The sequence below is a fragment of the Anoxybacillus tepidamans PS2 genome (assembly GCF_000620165.1).
GTDB lineage: Bacteria > Bacillota > Bacilli > Bacillales > Anoxybacillaceae > Anoxybacteroides > Anoxybacteroides tepidamans_A.
Window position 1 is genome coordinate 1 of the sequence record NZ_JHVN01000021.1, and the last position, 16,952, is coordinate 16,952.

Below are 16,952 nucleotides of genomic sequence, written 5' to 3' on the forward strand. Positions count from 1 at the left end.
CGCTGGGTAGCTATGTGCGGAAGGGATAAGCGCTGAAAGCATCTAAGCGTGAAGCCCCCCTCAAGATGAGATTTCCCATTGCGCAAGCAAGTAAGATCCCTTGAAGATGACAAGGTAGATAGGTCCGAGGTGGAAGCGTGGCGACACGTGCAGCTGACGGATACTAATCGATCGAGGACTTAACCAATTCGAAAAGTGGAGCAAGCTCGCTTGCATCCATAGGGCGTTCAAGCTTCTGGCGGAAAAGTCGATAGACTTTGACAGAAGAAGCGGAAACGACCGTAGGATGCAGCTTGCGGAACTAGACAACACGAAAAGCGGAAGCGCCACAAATCCTTTCTTCAACCCTTCACTGTTATCTAGTTTTGAAGGAACCATCCTTCAGACCGTCTAGTGACGATGGCGGAGAGGTCACACCCGTTCCCATCCCGAACACGGAAGTTAAGCTCTCCAGCGCCGATGGTAGTTGGGGCTAGCGCCCCTGCGAGAGTAGGACGTCGCTAGGCAAATAAAAAAGCATGTTTCATGATGAAACATGCTTTTTTATTTTTTCTGTGAACCTCCCCCACCTACACTTCGCAGCTTAGAGGTGGGAGACTTCTCGGTAGGTATGTTAAACCAATCCTTGAATAAATAGTTTTCTTTTTCTTCAATAAAGCAGAATTAGGTATTAACCAGTGGTGCTAGTCGGTCGTTAGCGCTCAATTAGCATGAGTGTAATAAGCGAATACGCTAACAATATGCCGTCTAGCCCACTTCAAATATAACAAAAGAATTCCTGCAAATAGCTATCGATCAGAACAAAGAATACTGTCTCAATGACTTTTCGTTTTTGTTTAATCCACGCTTCCCATGTCTCAGACGGACGATGTTTTTGATTTTTTCGAGATAGAGTTCACAGCGTCATTTGATATTCTTTGTACAGTCTTTTTTGCAAGCCGCTACTAATAGGGATAAGGAAGTTGGGTCATGACGCTTTCGGCTGCCATTCGATCATGACAGGATGCTTCCGTCACCAAGTATTCCATCGGTAGACCTTAATCTGTCATTTGGAGATGAAACTTAAACCCATCATACCATTGCTTTTTCGAAACGCAATAGCTAACATTAGTGATCCCTTGAAACCGTTTGACGCGACACATTCTCGCGACATGACACAACTCGAATGGTAAGCGATCTACCACAGCATAGGCACGGTGTTGGTCGCGTCTCGCCAACTCATGCCGAACCCATTTGATCGCAAAACGTAGTGATCGACAACGACAATGGTATCGGAAACGTTCAAGAAACCGATGTTTTGAGAACAAACTACCGATGACAAAGCGATGCTGCGCGTGTTCGGAAGTAAAGCCGAACAACTTCCTTAGAATATGAATAACAATGATACAATGATAACTACATCTTCTTGCTTCACCAAATGACAATTGGATGCTGAACATACACCTGAATGAACGACAGTTGAGTCGAGACAAAGAAGAAAATGTCTGCATATTGCTTTTGGATGTTTGCTTTGTCTGTTGTAAAAAATGAAAGTGCTCTTGCATACGAATCCTTCTTTGGAATGATGGGTCGCACTTTCATTTTAATGGAGATTCCTCATGCAAGGGCTATTTTTATGCTCATCTCATTTTATCTATATAAGTTGCAATAAAGAATTTCCGCAAGACTGTTTCCAAAGTTGGTTTACAATAAAGCGATTCAACTTGTATGTTCACAAAAAATCAGGATGTAAGACAAAAATTCAATTTATATAGCACCACGGGTTAGGTATTAGTAAATATATAAAGGATTTTCAGCTAACGGTATCGAACTAAATTCAGTAAAAAAATTCTAAGGAGCGTTAATTTGTGGATATTTATCGTGTTTGTTGCATTTTTTCAATCTTTGCTATATAGTAAAATTAAGGTCAAATATAGTCAAAGTCAACTACCTATGCTATGCAAGGAGGGGTAGGGTGCGAAACATTTCTGATATTATCGAGCAATACTTAAAGCAAGTATTAAATATGAGTGAGCAAGAGATTGTGGAAATCAAACGGAGTGAAATCGCAGATAAGTTCCAATGCGTTCCTTCGCAAATTAATTATGTTATTAATACCCGTTTCACTCTAGAGAGAGGATATGTTGTAGAAAGTAAACGAGGCGGTGGTGGCTATATTCGGATTATGAAGGTCAAAACAAAAAGTGAGGCCCATTTAATTGATCAGTTATTAGCTCTTGTTCATCATCGAGTAAGCCAATCGAGCGCTGAAGATATTGTTCGCCGCCTAGTCGAGGAAAAAGTAATTTCTGAGCGGGAAGCAAACATTATGATGAGTGTCATGGATCGCTCAGTTTTATATATCGATTTGCCTGAACGTGATGAGTTAAGAGCACGAATGTTAAAGGCAATGTTAACGTCATTGAAATATAAATAAAGAAAGAGGTGAGAACCTTGATATGTCAGGAATGTAAACAAAGACCGGCCACCATGCATTTTACCAAAATCATTAATGGAGAAAAAACGGAATTCCACCTTTGTGAACATTGTGCACAAGAACGTGGAGAGGTATTTATGTTTCACGAGAATGGGGGATTCTCGATTCACAATTTATTGGCTGGTTTGTTGAATTTTGACTCGCCTATAAAAGAAACAAAACCAAGTGCGTTTCAAGGAATAGAACTTTTGCAATGCGAGCGTTGCAACATGACCTATCACCAATTCACAAAAATTGGTCGCTTCGGTTGCTCTAATTGTTATTATGCTTTTGTTAAACAACTACAACCTATATTGAAACGGCTTCATAGTGGCAATACTACTCATGCTGGAAAAATTCCGAGACGGATTGGCGGTACGATTCATATTCGTAAACAAATAGAACATTTAAAGCAAAAACTCCAGGACTTTATTGTAAAAGAGGAATTTGAAAAAGCAGCTGAGGTTCGTGACCAAATTCGTTTTCTTGAATCGCAATTAAGCGCACATGGAGAGGGGGACTAATCATGTCGCTTGAAAAATTTTTGAATACAGCAGTAAGTTCATGGATGAGTCAAGAAGGACCGGATTCCGACATTGTATTGAGTAGCCGAATTAGGCTGGCGAGAAATATTGTCGATTATGAGTTTCCAACGGTATTCAGCAACGAGGAAGCTCAGGAAATTGTAGAGCGTTTCGAACAGGCATTTGCTTGGCAGTCACACCGTTCAGCTGGTCGCTTTGAGCTTTTAAAAATGAACGAACTCCAGCCAATTGAGAAAAGGGTGCTGGTAGAAAAACATTTGATTAGCCCTCATTTAGCTGAAGATTGTCCATTTGGGGCATGTTTGCTTTCTGAGAATGAAGAGATCAGCATCATGATTAATGAAGAGGATCATGTTCGTATTCAATGCTTATTTCCTGGCCTTCAATTAACAGAGGCTTTGGAAATGGCTAATGAACTTGATGATTGGATTGAGATGCATGTCAACTACGCATTCGATGAAAAAAGAGGTTATTTAACGAGCTGTCCTACAAATGTAGGAACAGGTCTGAGAGCATCAGTGATGATGCACCTGCCAGCACTAATTTTAACTCAGCAAATGAATCGGATTATTCCCGCTATTAATCAGCTTGGCTTAGTTGTAAGGGGAACATATGGAGAGGGAAGTGAAGCTTTAGGTAATATATTCCAAATATCAAACCAAATCACACTTGGTAAATCAGAAGAAGATATTGTTGAAGATTTGAAGAGTGTTGTTCAACAATTAATTGCCCAAGAAAGAATGGCAAGGGAGGCATTAGTCAAAACTTTAAACATACAATTAGAAGACAGAGTCTTTCGCTCTTACGGTATATTGGCCAATAGTCGCGTCATTGAATCAAAAGAAGCTGCGCAATGCTTATCCGATGTCCGTCTAGGAATTGATTTAGGTTATATAAAAAATATTTCGCGCAATATCTTGAATGAACTAATGATTTTGACGCAACCGGGATTTTTACAGCAATATGCCGGAGGAGCATTAAGACCAAATGAGCGGGATGTTCGCAGGGCTACACTGATTCGGGAACGTTTAAAAATGGAAGAAAGAAAAGCGATGGAGAGTGATGAATAATGATGTTCGGTAGATTTACAGAAAGAGCACAAAAAGTGCTAGCGTTGGCTCAAGAAGAAGCAGTTCGTCTAGGACATAACAACATCGGCACAGAGCATATTTTGCTCGGTTTAATTCGTGAAGGAGAAGGAATCGCAGCTAAAGCCTTAATTGCTTTAGGGCTCGGTCCTGAGAAAATTCAAAAAGAGGTAGAAACGTTAATCGGTCGAGGACATGAGGCTTCACAATCGATTCACTATACGCCGCGTGCGAAAAAAGTGATCGAACTTTCCATGGATGAAGCCAGAAAGCTCGGACATTCGTATGTAGGCACAGAGCATATTTTGCTCGGTTTAATTCGTGAAGGAGAAGGGGTAGCGGCTCGTGTTCTTAATAACTTAGGAGTAAGTTTAAACAAGGCGCGTCAGCAAGTCTTACAATTGTTAGGAAGCAATGAGTCAGTTTCCGGGCATCAGGGAAATACTTCCCATGTCAGTACGCCAACTTTAGACAGCCTTGCTCGTGATTTAACAGCTATTGCTCGTGAAGGAAGTTTAGATCCTGTAATTGGAAGAAGTAAAGAAATTCAACGCGTTATTGAGGTATTGAGCCGTCGTACAAAAAATAACCCAGTTCTAATTGGTGAACCGGGTGTTGGAAAAACAGCTATTGCCGAGGGATTAGCGCAACAAATTGTCAATAATGAGGTTCCAGAAACGCTCCGGGATAAGCGGGTAATGACGCTTGACATGGGCACAGTAGTAGCCGGAACAAAATATCGCGGTGAGTTCGAAGATCGACTCAAAAAGGTGATGGATGAAATTCGCCAGGCTGGAAACATTATTTTGTTTATTGATGAGCTGCATACGCTTATCGGCGCAGGAGGCGCAGAAGGGGCTATTGATGCATCTAACATTTTAAAGCCTTCTCTTGCCCGCGGTGAACTGCAGTGTATCGGAGCAACAACGTTAGATGAGTATCGTAAATATATTGAAAAAGATGCGGCGTTAGAGCGTCGTTTTCAGCCAATTTATGTCGATGAGCCTACAGTGGAGGAATCGATTCAAATTTTGAAAGGATTACGCGATCGCTATGAAGCGCATCATCGTGTATCCATTTCTGATGAAGCGATTATTCAAGCGGTTAAGTTATCAGATCGCTATATTACTGATCGTTTTCTTCCAGATAAGGCTATTGACTTAATTGACGAAGCTTGCTCAAAAGTTCGCCTTCGTTCTTTTACGGCACCTCCAAACTTAAAAGAATTGGAGCAAAAGTTAGAAGAAGTTCGTAAAGAGAAGGATGCGGCTGTACAAAGTCAAGAATTTGAAAAAGCTGCTTCTTTACGAGATACAGAACAACGGCTGCGCGAAAAATTAGAGGAAACGAAGCGAGCTTGGAAAGAAAAACAAGGACAGGAAAATTCGGAAGTAACGGTTGAAGATATCGCAATGGTTGTGTCAAGCTGGACCGGAATTCCGGTATCTAAGCTAGCCCAAACGGAAACAGAGCGACTATTGAAGATGGAAGAAATTTTACACTCACGCGTTATCGGACAGGAAGAGGCAGTTAAAGCTATTGCCAAGGCGGTACGTCGAGCTCGCGCGGGATTAAAAGATCCAAAGCGTCCAATTGGTTCATTTATTTTTCTTGGGCCAACAGGAGTAGGTAAAACAGAATTGGCACGCGCGTTGGCAGAAGCGATGTTTGGTGATGAGGATGCATTAATTCGAATTGATATGTCAGAGTATATGGAAAAACATTCGACTTCTCGCCTTGTTGGTTCTCCTCCGGGATATGTCGGATATGAAGAAGGCGGTCAATTGACAGAGAAAGTGCGTCGTAAGCCGTACTCCGTTGTTTTATTAGATGAGATGGAAAAAGCGCATCCAGATGTATTCAATATTCTTTTACAAGTACTCGAGGATGGGCGTTTAACTGATTCAAAAGGAAGAACTGTTGATTTCCGTAATACGATTGTCATTATGACATCGAACGTCGGTGCGGAGGCGCTCAAACGAAATAAGTATGTTGGCTTTAATGTCCAAGATGAAAGCCAGAAATATAAAGACATGAAGAGCAAAGTGATGGACGAATTGAAAAAAGCATTCCGTCCGGAATTTTTAAACCGTATTGATGAAATTATCGTGTTCCATTCTCTAGAGAAACAACATTTAGCACAAATTGTGAATCTGATGGCTGAACAGTTAGTAAAACGTCTAAAAGAGCAAGACATTGACTTAGAATTGACCCAAGCAGCGATCGAAAAAATTGCTGAGGAAGGACACGATCCAGAATACGGTGCGCGCCCATTGCGTCGGGCACTACAAAAACACATTGAAGACCGTCTGTCAGAGGAATTGTTAAAAGGAACGATCGGAAAAGGACAAAAAGTCGTCGTCGATGTAAAAGACGGAGAATTTGTCGTTTTATCTAAGCAAACGGTTCAGTAAAACATGGCTGTAAGGTATGCGGCAATCATTTGGCGCATACCTTATTTTTGCATTCGCTTAGAGAGAGGGAAAGTGGCATGAAAAAGAAAACAAAGTTTGTTTGTCAAGAGTGTGGCTATGAATCGGCGAAATGGATGGGAAAGTGTCCTGGTTGCCAAACATGGAATTCGATGGTTGAGGAAATTGAGAGAGGAAAACCAGCTACAAGAGGAGTATTTATTCATTCCTCTTCGAATGCTATATCGAAGCCAGTACCTATCACCACGATAACAACATCACAGGAGCCAAGAATCGTAACGAATCTTGCGGAATTTAATCGTGTGTTAGGCGGTGGAATCGTAAAAGGCTCCCTCGTATTAATCGGCGGTGATCCAGGGATTGGAAAATCGACACTTCTTTTGCAGGTATCTTCACAGTTAGCGTTGAAACAATATAGGGTACTGTATATTTCCGGAGAAGAGTCTGTAAAACAAACAAAATTGCGTGCGGATCGTTTATACATTTCTACTGATAAACTATATGTATTAGCAGAAACAGATTTAGAGTATATTCATCAAGCAATCGAGGAGATACAGCCTGATTTTGTGGTGATTGATTCGATTCAAACGATTTATCGTGCCGAGATTACATCTGCCCCTGGAAGTGTCTCACAAGTAAGAGAGTGTACAGGAGAATTAATGAGAATTGCAAAAACAAAAGGGATTGCGATTTTTATTGTGGGCCACGTGACAAAAGAAGGATCGATCGCAGGCCCAAGAATTTTAGAACATATGGTGGATACGGTTCTTTATTTTGAAGGAGAGCGGCACCATACGTATCGAATCTTACGTGCGGTCAAAAATCGATTTGGCTCGACGAACGAGATTGGCATCTTTGAAATGAGGGAGTCTGGTTTATTAGAAGTAGAAAATCCTTCCGAAGTTTTTTTAGAGGAACGTTCAAGCGGAGTAGCTGGTTCGACGGTTGTTGCTTCAATGGAAGGGACACGGCCTGTATTAGTAGAAATTCAAGCGTTGATCTCTCCAACTAGCTTTGGGAATCCGCGAAGAATGGCCACCGGAATTGATCACAACCGCGTGTCTTTACTAATGGCTGTGCTTGAAAAAAGGGTCGGGCTTCTTCTCCAAAATCAAGATGCTTATTTGAAGGTAGCTGGCGGTGTAAAATTGGATGAACCGGCTATTGATTTGGCGATTGCCGTGAGCATTGCTTCTAGCTTTCGTGATCAACCTACCAACCCATCGGATGTAATCATTGGAGAGGTGGGATTAACAGGAGAAGTGCGCCGTGTTTCTCGTATTGAACAGCGGGTTCAAGAGGCGGTTAAGTTGGGGTTTCAGCGCATTATTATTCCAAAAAATAATCTTGGAGGATGGAGCGCACCTGAGGGAGTCGAAGTTATTGGTGTTTCTCACGTTGCTGAGGCACTTGAGTATGCGTTAGAAAACAGAAATGCTATATAAACTTTACAAACGTGTGTCAAATTTTTAAAAAACATTAAAAACTTTGTTATTATTGGTTTCAAACATTCGAAACTGTTTATAATGTAGTAGAGGGAGGTGAAAATATGTTAAAAAGAGTTGTTCAATTGTTTTTCTTAGTTATTGGTGGAACGTTAGGAATTATTTTTTTACCAAATATATTGAAGTTATTGAATATTGGACATCTATCATTTTTGAATAATCCATATATGTTGGCGATTATAGGGGCACTTATTTTCTTTGTCATGACTTTCTGGTTAGTTGATTATGCGGTTGGTGTAATTCATTGGATTGAGGAGTCTCTTGTAAAGGCACCTGTGACGGACATTTTGTTTGGCAGTTTGGGACTGATTTTTGGATTGATTGTTGCTTTTTTAGGAGTGATGCCGCTTAAGGCGTTTCAATTTCAGGTGGTTAATACGGTATTACCTGTATTTTTAACAATTTTGCTTGGGTATTTAGGTTTTCAAGTTGGTTTTAAAAAGCGGCATGAGTTGATGAATTTATTTTCTATTTCGAATCGTATATCGAAGAAAAAAGGCGTAGAAGATGAAAATGAAAGTCAGAAAAATCGTGCCCTAAAAATTCTTGATACAAGTGTTATTATTGACGGACGAATCGCCGACATTTGCCAAACAGGGTTCTTAGAAGGAACTATTGTGATTCCTCGCTTTGTTTTAGAGGAACTGCAACATATTGCTGATTCATCAGATGTGTTAAAAAGAAACCGTGGCCGTCGAGGCCTTGACATTTTAAATCGTATTCAAAAAGAACTGGAAATGAAAGTAGAGATTTATGAGGGAGATTTTGATGATATTCAAGAAGTCGATAGCAAATTAGTGAAATTGGCGAAATTAACATCAGGGGTTGTCGTGACCAATGATTTCAATTTAAATAAAGTATGTGAGCTTCAAAATGTAAGAGTGCTTAATATTAATGATTTAGCAAACGCTGTTAAACCGGTTGTTCTCCCGGGAGAAGAATTGAGTGTTCAGGTCATTAAGGATGGCAAGGAACATAATCAGGGCGTTGCCTATCTAGATGACGGTACGATGATCGTTGTAGAGGATGGCAAGGATTATATCGGCAAGCAGGTTGACGTATTAGTAACAAGCGTGCTACAAACATCAGCGGGAAGAATGATTTTTGCTAAGTTAAAGCTTCTCCAAAAAGCATTATAAGTGTGAAGTTAGGGGAATGAAAATGCTATACCAAGTTGTCATTCCTGCCGCAGGGCAAGGAAAGCGGATGAAAGCTGGCGTAAATAAACTATTGATTGAACTCTGCCATCAGCCAGTTATCATCCACACATTGAAAGTGTTTGAGCAGGACGATTGGTGCGAAGGAATTATCATGGCAGTTAATGAGGCGGAGCGAGAACGATTTTATGCGTTATTAGAGGAGTTTCGAATCCGAAAAGTGAAGGCGATTGTCACTGGTGGTGCAGAACGACAGCATAGCGTTTATAATGGACTTAAGGCTGTCAAAAGCGACCTTGTACTCGTTCATGATGGGGCCCGCCCATTCATTACTCTTGAAAAGATACATGAACTTGTCAAAGAAGCGGGAGAGCATGGTTCGGCGATACCCGCTGTACCGATGAAAGACACTGTAAAAAAAGTCTTTCAAGGATTTGTGGATGAAACGGTGGAACGCTCTAGCTTGTGGGCTGTACAAACTCCACAAGCTTTTCGTGTTTCCCTTATTTTAGAAGCTCATGAGCAGGCAAGAGCGGAAGGCTATATCGGAACGGACGACGCAAGTCTTATTGAGCGAATGGGAAAGAAAGTAAAAATCATCGAGGGAGATTATCGCAATATTAAGTTAACGACTCCGGATGATCTGTTGTTTGCAGAAGCGATTTTATCAGTAAAGGGAGAAAGGTGAATATATGTTTCGCATTGGTCAAGGTTTTGATGTTCATCAGTTAGTAGAGGGCCGACCTTTAATTATCGGCGGTGTTCAAATTCCTTATGAAAAAGGATTGCTCGGACATTCCGACGCAGATGTGTTATTGCATGCGATTTCAGATGCTTGTTTAGGAGCGATTGGTGCAGGAGATATCGGTAAACATTTTCCAGATACAGAACAGCAGTATAAGGATGCTGACTCCGCCTTACTTTTACAGCATGTATGGGATCTTGTAAAAAAAGAAGGGTACAAGCTAGTAAATGTAGATTGTACCATCATTGCGCAAAAACCTAAAATGGCTCCCCATATCGAAAAGATGAAAGAAAGAATTGCTCAATTATTAGAAGGGGAGCTATCGCAAGTCAATGTGAAAGCAACAACGACAGAAAAATTAGGTTTTACTGGCCGTGAAGAAGGAATTGCCGCCCAGGCAGTAATTTTATTACAGAAGCGTTGATTGTTTCTCGTTGAGAGGTGCGTGTTGGTTGTACGAGCTATAAGCGCCCTAAGAAATAATGATTGTAATTCTGCTTTTCGAAATGTAGATGCTAGTTGAGTAAACGAATCGGCTGTCAAAATGTCCCGTGTTGGGATGGCTATATCCATGCCTGGTCGGCTAGATTCTAGCCGACTAAGGCAGCAATTAAGACATTTTAACTTTATTTTATCGATATCAATTAACACGCTAGATTTTATTTACAAAGACATAATCGCTTTGAATTTTGCAACTATATGATGGTAAAATAACGATACACAGCTTAGTTGATGGAGGTCTTTGAGAATGTCACAAGAAGTAAGAGTGCGTTATGCACCGAGTCCGACTGGCCATTTACATATCGGTGGAGCTCGCACGGCTTTATTTAACTATTTGTTTGCCCGTCATCATAACGGAAAGTTTATCGTACGAATTGAGGATACCGATATTGAGCGGAACGTGGCAGGCGGGGAACAATCCCAGCTTGAGAACTTAAAATGGCTCGGTATTGATTATGATGAATCAGTAGATAAAGATGGCGGATACGGACCTTATCGCCAAACAGAACGTCTTGATATATACCGCCAATATACGGATGAATTGTTGGAAAAGGGATATGCGTATAAGTGTTTCTGTACGCCGGAAGAGCTCGAACAAGAACGTGAAGCGCAAAAGGCGGCAGGAATTGCAGCACCGCAGTACAGCGGAAAATGCCGTCGATTAACTCCTGAGCAAATCAAACAGCTTGAGGAGGAAGGAAAGCCGTACACCATTCGCATCAAAGTTCCGGAAGGAAAAGTATATGAATTTGAAGATATGGTTCGTGGCAAAGTTGTATTTGAATCAAAAGACATTGGTGATTGGGTCATCGTAAAGGCTAACGGCATTCCGACGTATAACTTTGCAGTAGTCATTGATGACCATTTAATGAAGATCACCCATGTATTCCGTGGAGAAGAGCATCTGTCTAATACGCCAAAACAATTAATGATCTACGACTACTTAGGATGGGAAGAACCAAAGTATGGGCATATGACATTAATTGTGAACGAGAACCGCAAGAAGCTGTCTAAGCGTGATGAATCGATTATTCAATTTGTATCTCAATATAAAGAACTCGGCTATTTACCGGAAGCAATGTTTAACTTTTTCGCCTTATTAGGATGGTCGCCTGAAGGAGAGGAAGAAATTTTCACAAAAGAAGAGCTGATTCGTATATTTGATGTGTCGCGTTTATCGAAATCTCCTTCCATGTTTGATAAGCAAAAACTTACATGGATGAATAACCAATATATTAAGAAGCTCGATTTAGACCGGCTTGTTGAATTATCTCTCCCTCACTTAGTCAAGGCAGGACGCTTGCCAGAGCAAATGAGTGAAGAACAAAAAGAATGGGCACGTCAGTTAATCGCTTTATATCAAGAGCAAATGAGTTACGGCGCAGAGATCGTAGAGTTATCTGATCTATTCTTTAGAGAAGATATTGATTACGATGCTGAAGCGAAGGCCGTATTAGCGGAAGAACAGGTACCGGATGTGCTAAAAACGTTCTTAGAGGAAATAAAAACTCTTGACACGTTTAACGCGGAAGCCATTAAAACGGCTATTAAAGCAGTGCAAAAGGCAACAGGACAAAAAGGGAAAAAGCTGTTTATGCCAATCCGTGTAGCAACGACGGGACAAACGCACGGACCAGAGTTACCACTAGCTATTGAGCTGTTAGGCAAAGAAAAGGTCATGAGCCGGGTGGAAAAACTGATTAGTTAACACTTTTGCTATGTTATAATATAGTTAATGTAATAAAAAACAAATTCAAAGTGGCATAAAACGTTGATGAGGAGAAGTAAAAAGCATCGACATTACAGAGAGAATCACCTTGGCTGGAAGTGATTTATGTTCGGTGCTTTTGAAATGCGCCTCTGAGTCTCCTTTCGAATCAGAGATGCTCTGTAGTAGAATGGGGCGGATTCTCTTCCGTTATAAGAGTTAAGGGAGCTAAACACATTAAATGTTTAGCTAAACAGAGTGGAACCGCGCGTCGAGCGTCTCTGTGTGAACGAACACAGAGACGCTTTTTATTATTCTTCAAAGCAGGCAGGAGGGGGATGGATATATGTTCAAAACGTTGAAGGAAGACATCGAAGTGGTGTTTGAGCAAGATCCAGCGGCAAGAAGCTATTTGGAAGTTATTTTGACATATTCAGGGCTGCATGCAATTTGGGCACACCGCATTGCCCATGCATTTTACAAACGGAAATTTTATTTTATTGCAAGATTGATTTCACAAATCAGCCGCTTTTTTACAGGGATCGAAATTCACCCAGGCGCCAAAATTGGCCGTCGCTTTTTTATCGACCACGGCATGGGAGTTGTGATTGGGGAAACGTGTGAAATTGGGGATAACGTAACGGTATATCAAGGTGTCACACTTGGGGGGACGGGAAAAGAAAAAGGAAAACGCCACCCAACGATCAAAGACAATTGTTTGATCGCAACAGGAGCCAAAGTGCTCGGATCGATTACTATCGGGGAAAACTCAAAAATAGGGGCGGGGTCGGTTGTGTTGAAAGATGTTCCTCCGAACTCTACAGTTGTCGGTATTCCGGGAACAGTGGTTGTACGTAATGGAGTAAAAGTGAAGAAAGATTTAAACCATACCGACTTGCCTGATCCAATTGCTGATCGTTTAAAAGCATTGGAAGAACAAATTCAAAAATTGCAGACAGAACTTCAAGAATTAAAGGAAGGGAAGAAACAAAATGAGCATTCAGCTTTATAATACATTGACGCGTAAAAAAGAAAAATTTGAACCGATTGAACCGAACAAAGTGAAAATGTATGTCTGCGGTCCAACTGTATATAATTATATCCATATTGGGAACGCTCGTCCGGCTATTGTTTTTGACACGATTCGCCGCTATTTAGAATTTCGGGGCTATGACGTTCAATATGTCTCCAACTTTACCGATGTCGATGATAAATTGATTAAAGCAGCTAAAGAATTAGGGGAAGATGTTCCAACCATTGCCGAGCGTTTTATTCAAGCGTATTTTGAAGATGTATCAGCGCTAGGATGCAAAAAGGCAGACGTACATCCGCGCGTCACAGAAAGCATCGATATTATTATTGAATTTATTGAGCAGTTGATTAAAAAAGGATATGCTTATGAAGTGAACGGAGATGTATATTATCGAACAAGAGCATTCGCTGAATATGGGAAGCTTTCTCATCAGTCAATTGACGAACTCCGAGCTGGAGCGCGCATTGAAATCGGAGAAAAGAAACAAGACCCGCTTGATTTTGCTTTGTGGAAAGCAGCAAAAGAAGGGGAGATTTCATGGGATAGCCCATGGGGAAAAGGCAGACCAGGATGGCACATCGAGTGCTCAGCCATGGCACGCAAGTACTTAGGAGACACAATCGATATCCATGCGGGTGGTCAAGATTTGACGTTTCCGCATCACGAAAATGAGATTGCCCAGTCTGAGGCGTTGACAGGGAAAACATTTGCGAAATATTGGATGCACAACGGTTACATTAATATTAATAATGAAAAAATGTCTAAATCACTTGGAAATTTTGTACTCGTTCATGACATTATTAAACAAATCGATCCGCAAGTGCTACGCTTCTTTATGCTATCGGTTCATTATCGGCATCCAATCAACTATAGTCAAGAATTGTTAGAAAGCACGAAAAACGGGCTTGAGCGATTAAAGACGTCGTACTTTAATTTAAAGCATCGTTTATCAAGCAGCACCAATTTAACTCATGACGATGAGCAGTGGTTGAACGAAATTCAAGAATATCACCATGCGTTTATCCAAGAAATGGACGATGATTTTAATACAGCAAACGCGATTGCCGTGTTATTTGAGCTGTCGAAGCAAGCAAATCTATATTTGCTTGAGCAAAACACATCTGAGAAAGTGATTAAGGCCTTTTTACATGAGTTTGAACAATTGTTTGGTGTACTTGGTATTGTTTTTCAGGAAAACGTGCTGTTAGATGAAGAAATTGAAGCACTGATTCAAAAACGAAACGACGCTCGAAAAAATCGAGATTTTGCTTTAGCGGATCAAATTCGCGATGAATTAAAAGCAAAAAATATTATCTTAGAGGATACACCACAAGGAACGAGATGGAAAAGAGGATAAGAACGGAATGGGTTTTTTTTCAGAAATAAAAGATGTAAAACAGCTCAATGGTCTAGCCCTTGCTTATATTGGTGATGCCGTCTATGAATTATATGTACGGCATCGCCTCCTTTCTAAAGGCAATGTTAAACCAAATCAACTTCATCGACAGGCGATTCGATATGTTTCAGCAAAAGCTCAAGCGCAAACGCTGCTGTTGATGTTGGAACAATCGATATTGACAGAAGAGGAAGAAGCGGTTGTACGCCGAGGAAGAAATGCGAAATCAGCCACGATTCCTAAAAATACAGATGTTCAAACGTATCGTTATAGCACAGCCTTTGAAGCGCTCATTGGTTATCATTTCTTAGGAAATAATGAAGAACGGATGGAAGAATTGATTCGCTATTCGTTTGACATTATTGAAAACCAAGAAAGGAAGTTGTAGGAATGGATTTTATTATCGGAAAAAATCCCGTGATAGAGGCGTTAAAGTCGGAAAGAGACATAAACAAAATTTGGATAGCTGAAGGATCACAACGCGGAACGATGCAATCCATTATCCAGTTGGCGAAGCAACAAAATGTGATTGTCCAGTATGTACCGAGACAAAAACTTGATCAAATGGTAGATGGAAACCATCAAGGTGTTGTCGCCCAAGTCGCTGCTTATCAATACCATGATATTGACGATTTATTTCGCCGTGCAACAGACAGAGATGAACAACCTTTTTTCTTGCTTTTGGACGAGCTAGAAGATCCGCATAACTTAGGATCTATTATGCGAACAGCAGATGCGGTAGGGGCGCATGGGATCATCATTCCGAAGCGCCGTTCGGTCGGATTAACAGCCACGGTTGCGAAAGCTTCAACAGGAGCGATTGAACACATTCCCGTTGCTCGAGTTACGAATTTGGCACGAACGATTGATGAGTTAAAAGATCGAGGAGTATGGATTGTCGGTACAGACGCGAAAGCAAGCGATGATTATCGCCAGCTCGATGGAACAATGCCGCTTGCGCTTGTAATCGGCAGCGAAGGAAAAGGAATCGGAAGGTTAATTTTAGAGAAATGCGACTTTTTAGTCCGCCTGCCGATGCGAGGCCATGTCACATCCTTAAATGCATCGGTCGCTGCTAGTTTATTAATGTATGAGGTGTATCGTAAACGATATCCTTTAGGAGAATAGTTTTTATGGATATCCTTGTTGTTGACGGCTATAACATGATTGGTGCTTGGCCAGAGCTTCGGAAATTAAAAGAATTTGACCTTGCTGCCGCAAGGGACTTATTGATTTCCAAAATGGCCGAATACCAAGGGTTTACAGGATATAAAGTTATTATCGTTTTCGATGCACATCTCGTACAAGGGATTGAGAAAAAATATACGAATCACCAAGTCGATGTTATTTTTACAAGAGAGAATGAGACAGCCGATGAGCGAATCGAAAAACTTGCTAAACAATTAATTAACGTTCGAACAAAAGTATATGTTGCTACTTCCGATTATACAGAACAATGGGCCATTTTTGGACAAGGAGCTCTACGGAAGTCTGCCCGGGAATTATTAATTGAAGTGGAATCAATCGAACGGAGTATTTCAAAAAAAGTCGAAAAAATATACGAACAAAAACCATTATCCAAAATCCCTTTGACAGACGAAGTAGCAAGAATTTTCGAAAGATGGCGAAGAGGCGAAAAATGAGTGGTTGACGCTGTAAAATTTTGTACTGTATAATAATTCTAGCGATTTGTGCGGTCGGAGGGATCGGCGTGGGCGAAGGCTTCAAAATTAAAAATGATCAAAAATTTGAACAATTTGAAGATGAAGAATTGGTTGAGCGTGTTCATCAGGGGGATAGCGACGCCTTAGACTTCTTGATCCATAAATATCAAAATTTTGTTCGGGCAAAAGCACGTTCTTATTTCTTAGTAGGGGCAGATCGAGAAGATATTATTCAAGAGGGAATGATTGGGCTATACAAAGCTATCCGTGATTTTAAGGAGGACAAGCTTACTTCTTTTAAAGCCTTTGCGGAATTATGCATTACGCGACAAATGATTACCGCAATCAAGACGGCAACAAGACAAAAGCACATCCCTCTCAATTCGTATGTTTCCCTTGACAAACCGATTTACGATGATGAATCAGACCGAACATTAATGGATGTTATTTCTGGGACAAAAGCGACAGATCCGGAAGAGCTTATTATTAATCGTGAAGAAGTAGATGATATTGAAGTAAAAATGACGGAACTTTTGAGTGATTTGGAGCGAAAAGTTCTTGTTCTATACTTAGACGGGCGATCATATCAAGAAATTTCTGAGGAACTCAACCGCCATGTTAAATCCATCGACAATGCGTTGCAGCGTGTAAAGCGAAAATTAGAGAGGTATTTAGAATACAGAGAGGTTAGTTTATAACAAACATGCAAAGACGACTGGGACG

At 40.8% G+C, this 16,952-nt stretch carries 15 protein-coding genes, 2 rRNA genes, 1 pseudogene and 1 other annotated feature; of the genes and pseudogenes, 17 read left to right on the forward strand and 1 reads right to left on the reverse strand.

What is annotated here, in order from left to right; translation table 11 throughout:
- Both N667_RS0114280 and rrf read left to right on the forward strand, forming a co-directional pair.
- Nucleotides 1-187, forward strand: a 23S ribosomal RNA gene (locus tag N667_RS0114280); the annotation flags it as partial.
- Between the two features lie 202 nt (nt 188-389).
- A 5S ribosomal RNA gene (rrf, locus tag N667_RS0114285) occupies nt 390-506 on the forward strand.
- 188 nt (nt 507-694) lie between these two features.
- Here rrf and N667_RS18780 read toward each other — a convergent pair.
- A pseudogene (locus N667_RS18780) lies at nt 695-1,544 on the reverse strand (IS982 family transposase).
- Between the two features lie 410 nt (nt 1,545-1,954).
- Here N667_RS18780 and N667_RS0114295 point away from each other — a divergent pair.
- The 15 genes from N667_RS0114295 (at nt 1,955) to sigH (ending at nt 16,927) form a co-directional block, all read left to right on the forward strand.
- The gene (locus tag N667_RS0114295; protein ID WP_027410206.1) at nt 1,955-2,416 is read left to right on the forward strand and encodes a CtsR family transcriptional regulator; all 462 of its coding nucleotides are present in this window, start codon (nt 1,955-1,957) and stop codon (nt 2,414-2,416) included.
- Nucleotides 2,417-2,433: 17 nt separating this feature from the next.
- Nucleotides 2,434-2,979, forward strand: coding sequence for a UvrB/UvrC motif-containing protein (locus tag N667_RS0114300; RefSeq protein ID WP_027410207.1), 546 nt, complete (start codon nt 2,434-2,436; stop codon nt 2,977-2,979).
- Nucleotides 2,980-2,981: 2 nt separating this feature from the next.
- A complete protein-coding gene (locus N667_RS0114305) occupies nt 2,982-4,070 on the forward strand; it encodes a protein arginine kinase (RefSeq protein ID WP_027410208.1) in 1,089 nt (362 codons plus the stop codon).
- Nucleotides 4,070-6,502 (forward strand): ATP-dependent protease ATP-binding subunit ClpC, encoded by a 2,433-nt coding sequence (gene clpC, locus N667_RS0114310; RefSeq protein WP_027410209.1) that lies wholly within the window; start codon nt 4,070-4,072, stop codon nt 6,500-6,502. Before N667_RS0114305 ends, clpC begins: the two co-directional genes overlap by 1 nt.
- 77 nt (nt 6,503-6,579) lie before the next feature.
- Nucleotides 6,580-7,965: a DNA repair protein RadA gene (radA, locus tag N667_RS0114315; protein WP_035099017.1), complete on the forward strand. Its 1,386-nt coding sequence runs from the start codon at nt 6,580-6,582 to the stop codon at nt 7,963-7,965.
- 104 nt (nt 7,966-8,069) lie between these two features.
- Nucleotides 8,070-9,164: a PIN/TRAM domain-containing protein gene (locus tag N667_RS0114320; protein ID WP_027410211.1), complete on the forward strand. Its 1,095-nt coding sequence runs from the start codon at nt 8,070-8,072 to the stop codon at nt 9,162-9,164.
- A 22-nt stretch (nt 9,165-9,186) separates the two neighbouring features.
- Nucleotides 9,187-9,870 carry a 2-C-methyl-D-erythritol 4-phosphate cytidylyltransferase gene (ispD, locus tag N667_RS0114325; protein WP_027410212.1) on the forward strand — a complete coding sequence of 228 codons (684 nt, stop codon included), beginning with the start codon at nt 9,187-9,189 and terminating at the stop codon, nt 9,868-9,870.
- 4 nt (nt 9,871-9,874) lie between these two features.
- Nucleotides 9,875-10,351 (forward strand): 2-C-methyl-D-erythritol 2,4-cyclodiphosphate synthase, encoded by a 477-nt coding sequence (gene ispF, locus N667_RS0114330; protein WP_027410213.1) that lies wholly within the window; start codon nt 9,875-9,877, stop codon nt 10,349-10,351.
- A gap of 324 nt (nt 10,352-10,675) precedes the next feature.
- Nucleotides 10,676-12,136, forward strand: a complete 1,461-nt coding sequence (gene gltX, locus N667_RS0114335) for a glutamate--tRNA ligase (protein ID WP_027410214.1) — start codon at nt 10,676-10,678, stop codon at nt 12,134-12,136.
- Between the two features lie 54 nt (nt 12,137-12,190).
- Nucleotides 12,191-12,422 (forward strand) — a binding site (T-box leader).
- A 27-nt stretch (nt 12,423-12,449) separates the two neighbouring features.
- Nucleotides 12,450-13,148: a serine O-acetyltransferase gene (gene cysE / locus N667_RS0114340; protein ID WP_269528359.1), complete on the forward strand. Its 699-nt coding sequence runs from the start codon at nt 12,450-12,452 to the stop codon at nt 13,146-13,148.
- Nucleotides 13,129-14,526 (forward strand): cysteine--tRNA ligase, encoded by a 1,398-nt coding sequence (cysS, locus tag N667_RS0114345; protein ID WP_027410216.1) that lies wholly within the window; start codon nt 13,129-13,131, stop codon nt 14,524-14,526. The genes cysE and cysS overlap by 20 nt, the downstream gene beginning before the upstream one ends.
- Nucleotides 14,527-14,533: 7 nt before the next feature.
- Nucleotides 14,534-14,953 carry a Mini-ribonuclease 3 gene (locus tag N667_RS0114350; protein WP_027410217.1) on the forward strand — a complete coding sequence of 140 codons (420 nt, stop codon included), beginning with the start codon at nt 14,534-14,536 and terminating at the stop codon, nt 14,951-14,953.
- Between the two features lie 2 nt (nt 14,954-14,955).
- The gene (gene rlmB / locus N667_RS0114355; protein ID WP_027410218.1) at nt 14,956-15,693 is read left to right on the forward strand and encodes a 23S rRNA (guanosine(2251)-2'-O)-methyltransferase RlmB; all 738 of its coding nucleotides are present in this window, start codon (nt 14,956-14,958) and stop codon (nt 15,691-15,693) included.
- Nucleotides 15,694-15,698: 5 nt separating this feature from the next.
- Entirely contained in the window at nt 15,699-16,208 is a 510-nt protein-coding gene (locus N667_RS0114360) for an NYN domain-containing protein (protein ID WP_027410219.1), read from the forward strand.
- Nucleotides 16,209-16,276: 68 nt separating this feature from the next.
- Entirely contained in the window at nt 16,277-16,927 is a 651-nt protein-coding gene (gene sigH, locus N667_RS0114365; RefSeq protein WP_027410220.1) for an RNA polymerase sporulation sigma factor SigH, read from the forward strand.
- Nucleotides 16,928-16,952 lie beyond the last annotated feature (25 nt).

Bases quoted from the DNA above. Each gene is read 5' to 3' on its own strand.
- N667_RS0114320 (WP_027410211.1), top strand. From the start codon at position 8,070: ATGTTAAAAAGAGTTGTTCAATTGTTTTTCTTAGTTATTGGTGGAACG.
- N667_RS0114350 (WP_027410217.1), top strand. From the start codon at position 14,534: ATGGGTTTTTTTTCAGAAATAAAAGATGTAAAACAGCTCAATGGTCTA.
- rlmB (WP_027410218.1), top strand. From the start codon at position 14,956: ATGGATTTTATTATCGGAAAAAATCCCGTGATAGAGGCGTTAAAGTCG.
- N667_RS0114360 (WP_027410219.1), top strand. From the start codon at position 15,699: ATGGATATCCTTGTTGTTGACGGCTATAACATGATTGGTGCTTGGCCA.
- ispF (WP_027410213.1), top strand. From the start codon at position 9,875: ATGTTTCGCATTGGTCAAGGTTTTGATGTTCATCAGTTAGTAGAGGGC.
- ispD (WP_027410212.1), top strand. From the start codon at position 9,187: ATGCTATACCAAGTTGTCATTCCTGCCGCAGGGCAAGGAAAGCGGATG.
- gltX (WP_027410214.1), top strand. From the start codon at position 10,676: ATGTCACAAGAAGTAAGAGTGCGTTATGCACCGAGTCCGACTGGCCAT.
- cysS (WP_027410216.1), top strand. From the start codon at position 13,129: ATGAGCATTCAGCTTTATAATACATTGACGCGTAAAAAAGAAAAATTT.
- N667_RS0114305 (WP_027410208.1), top strand. From the start codon at position 2,982: ATGTCGCTTGAAAAATTTTTGAATACAGCAGTAAGTTCATGGATGAGT.
- radA (WP_035099017.1), top strand. From the start codon at position 6,580: ATGAAAAAGAAAACAAAGTTTGTTTGTCAAGAGTGTGGCTATGAATCG.
- clpC (WP_027410209.1), top strand. From the start codon at position 4,070: ATGATGTTCGGTAGATTTACAGAAAGAGCACAAAAAGTGCTAGCGTTG.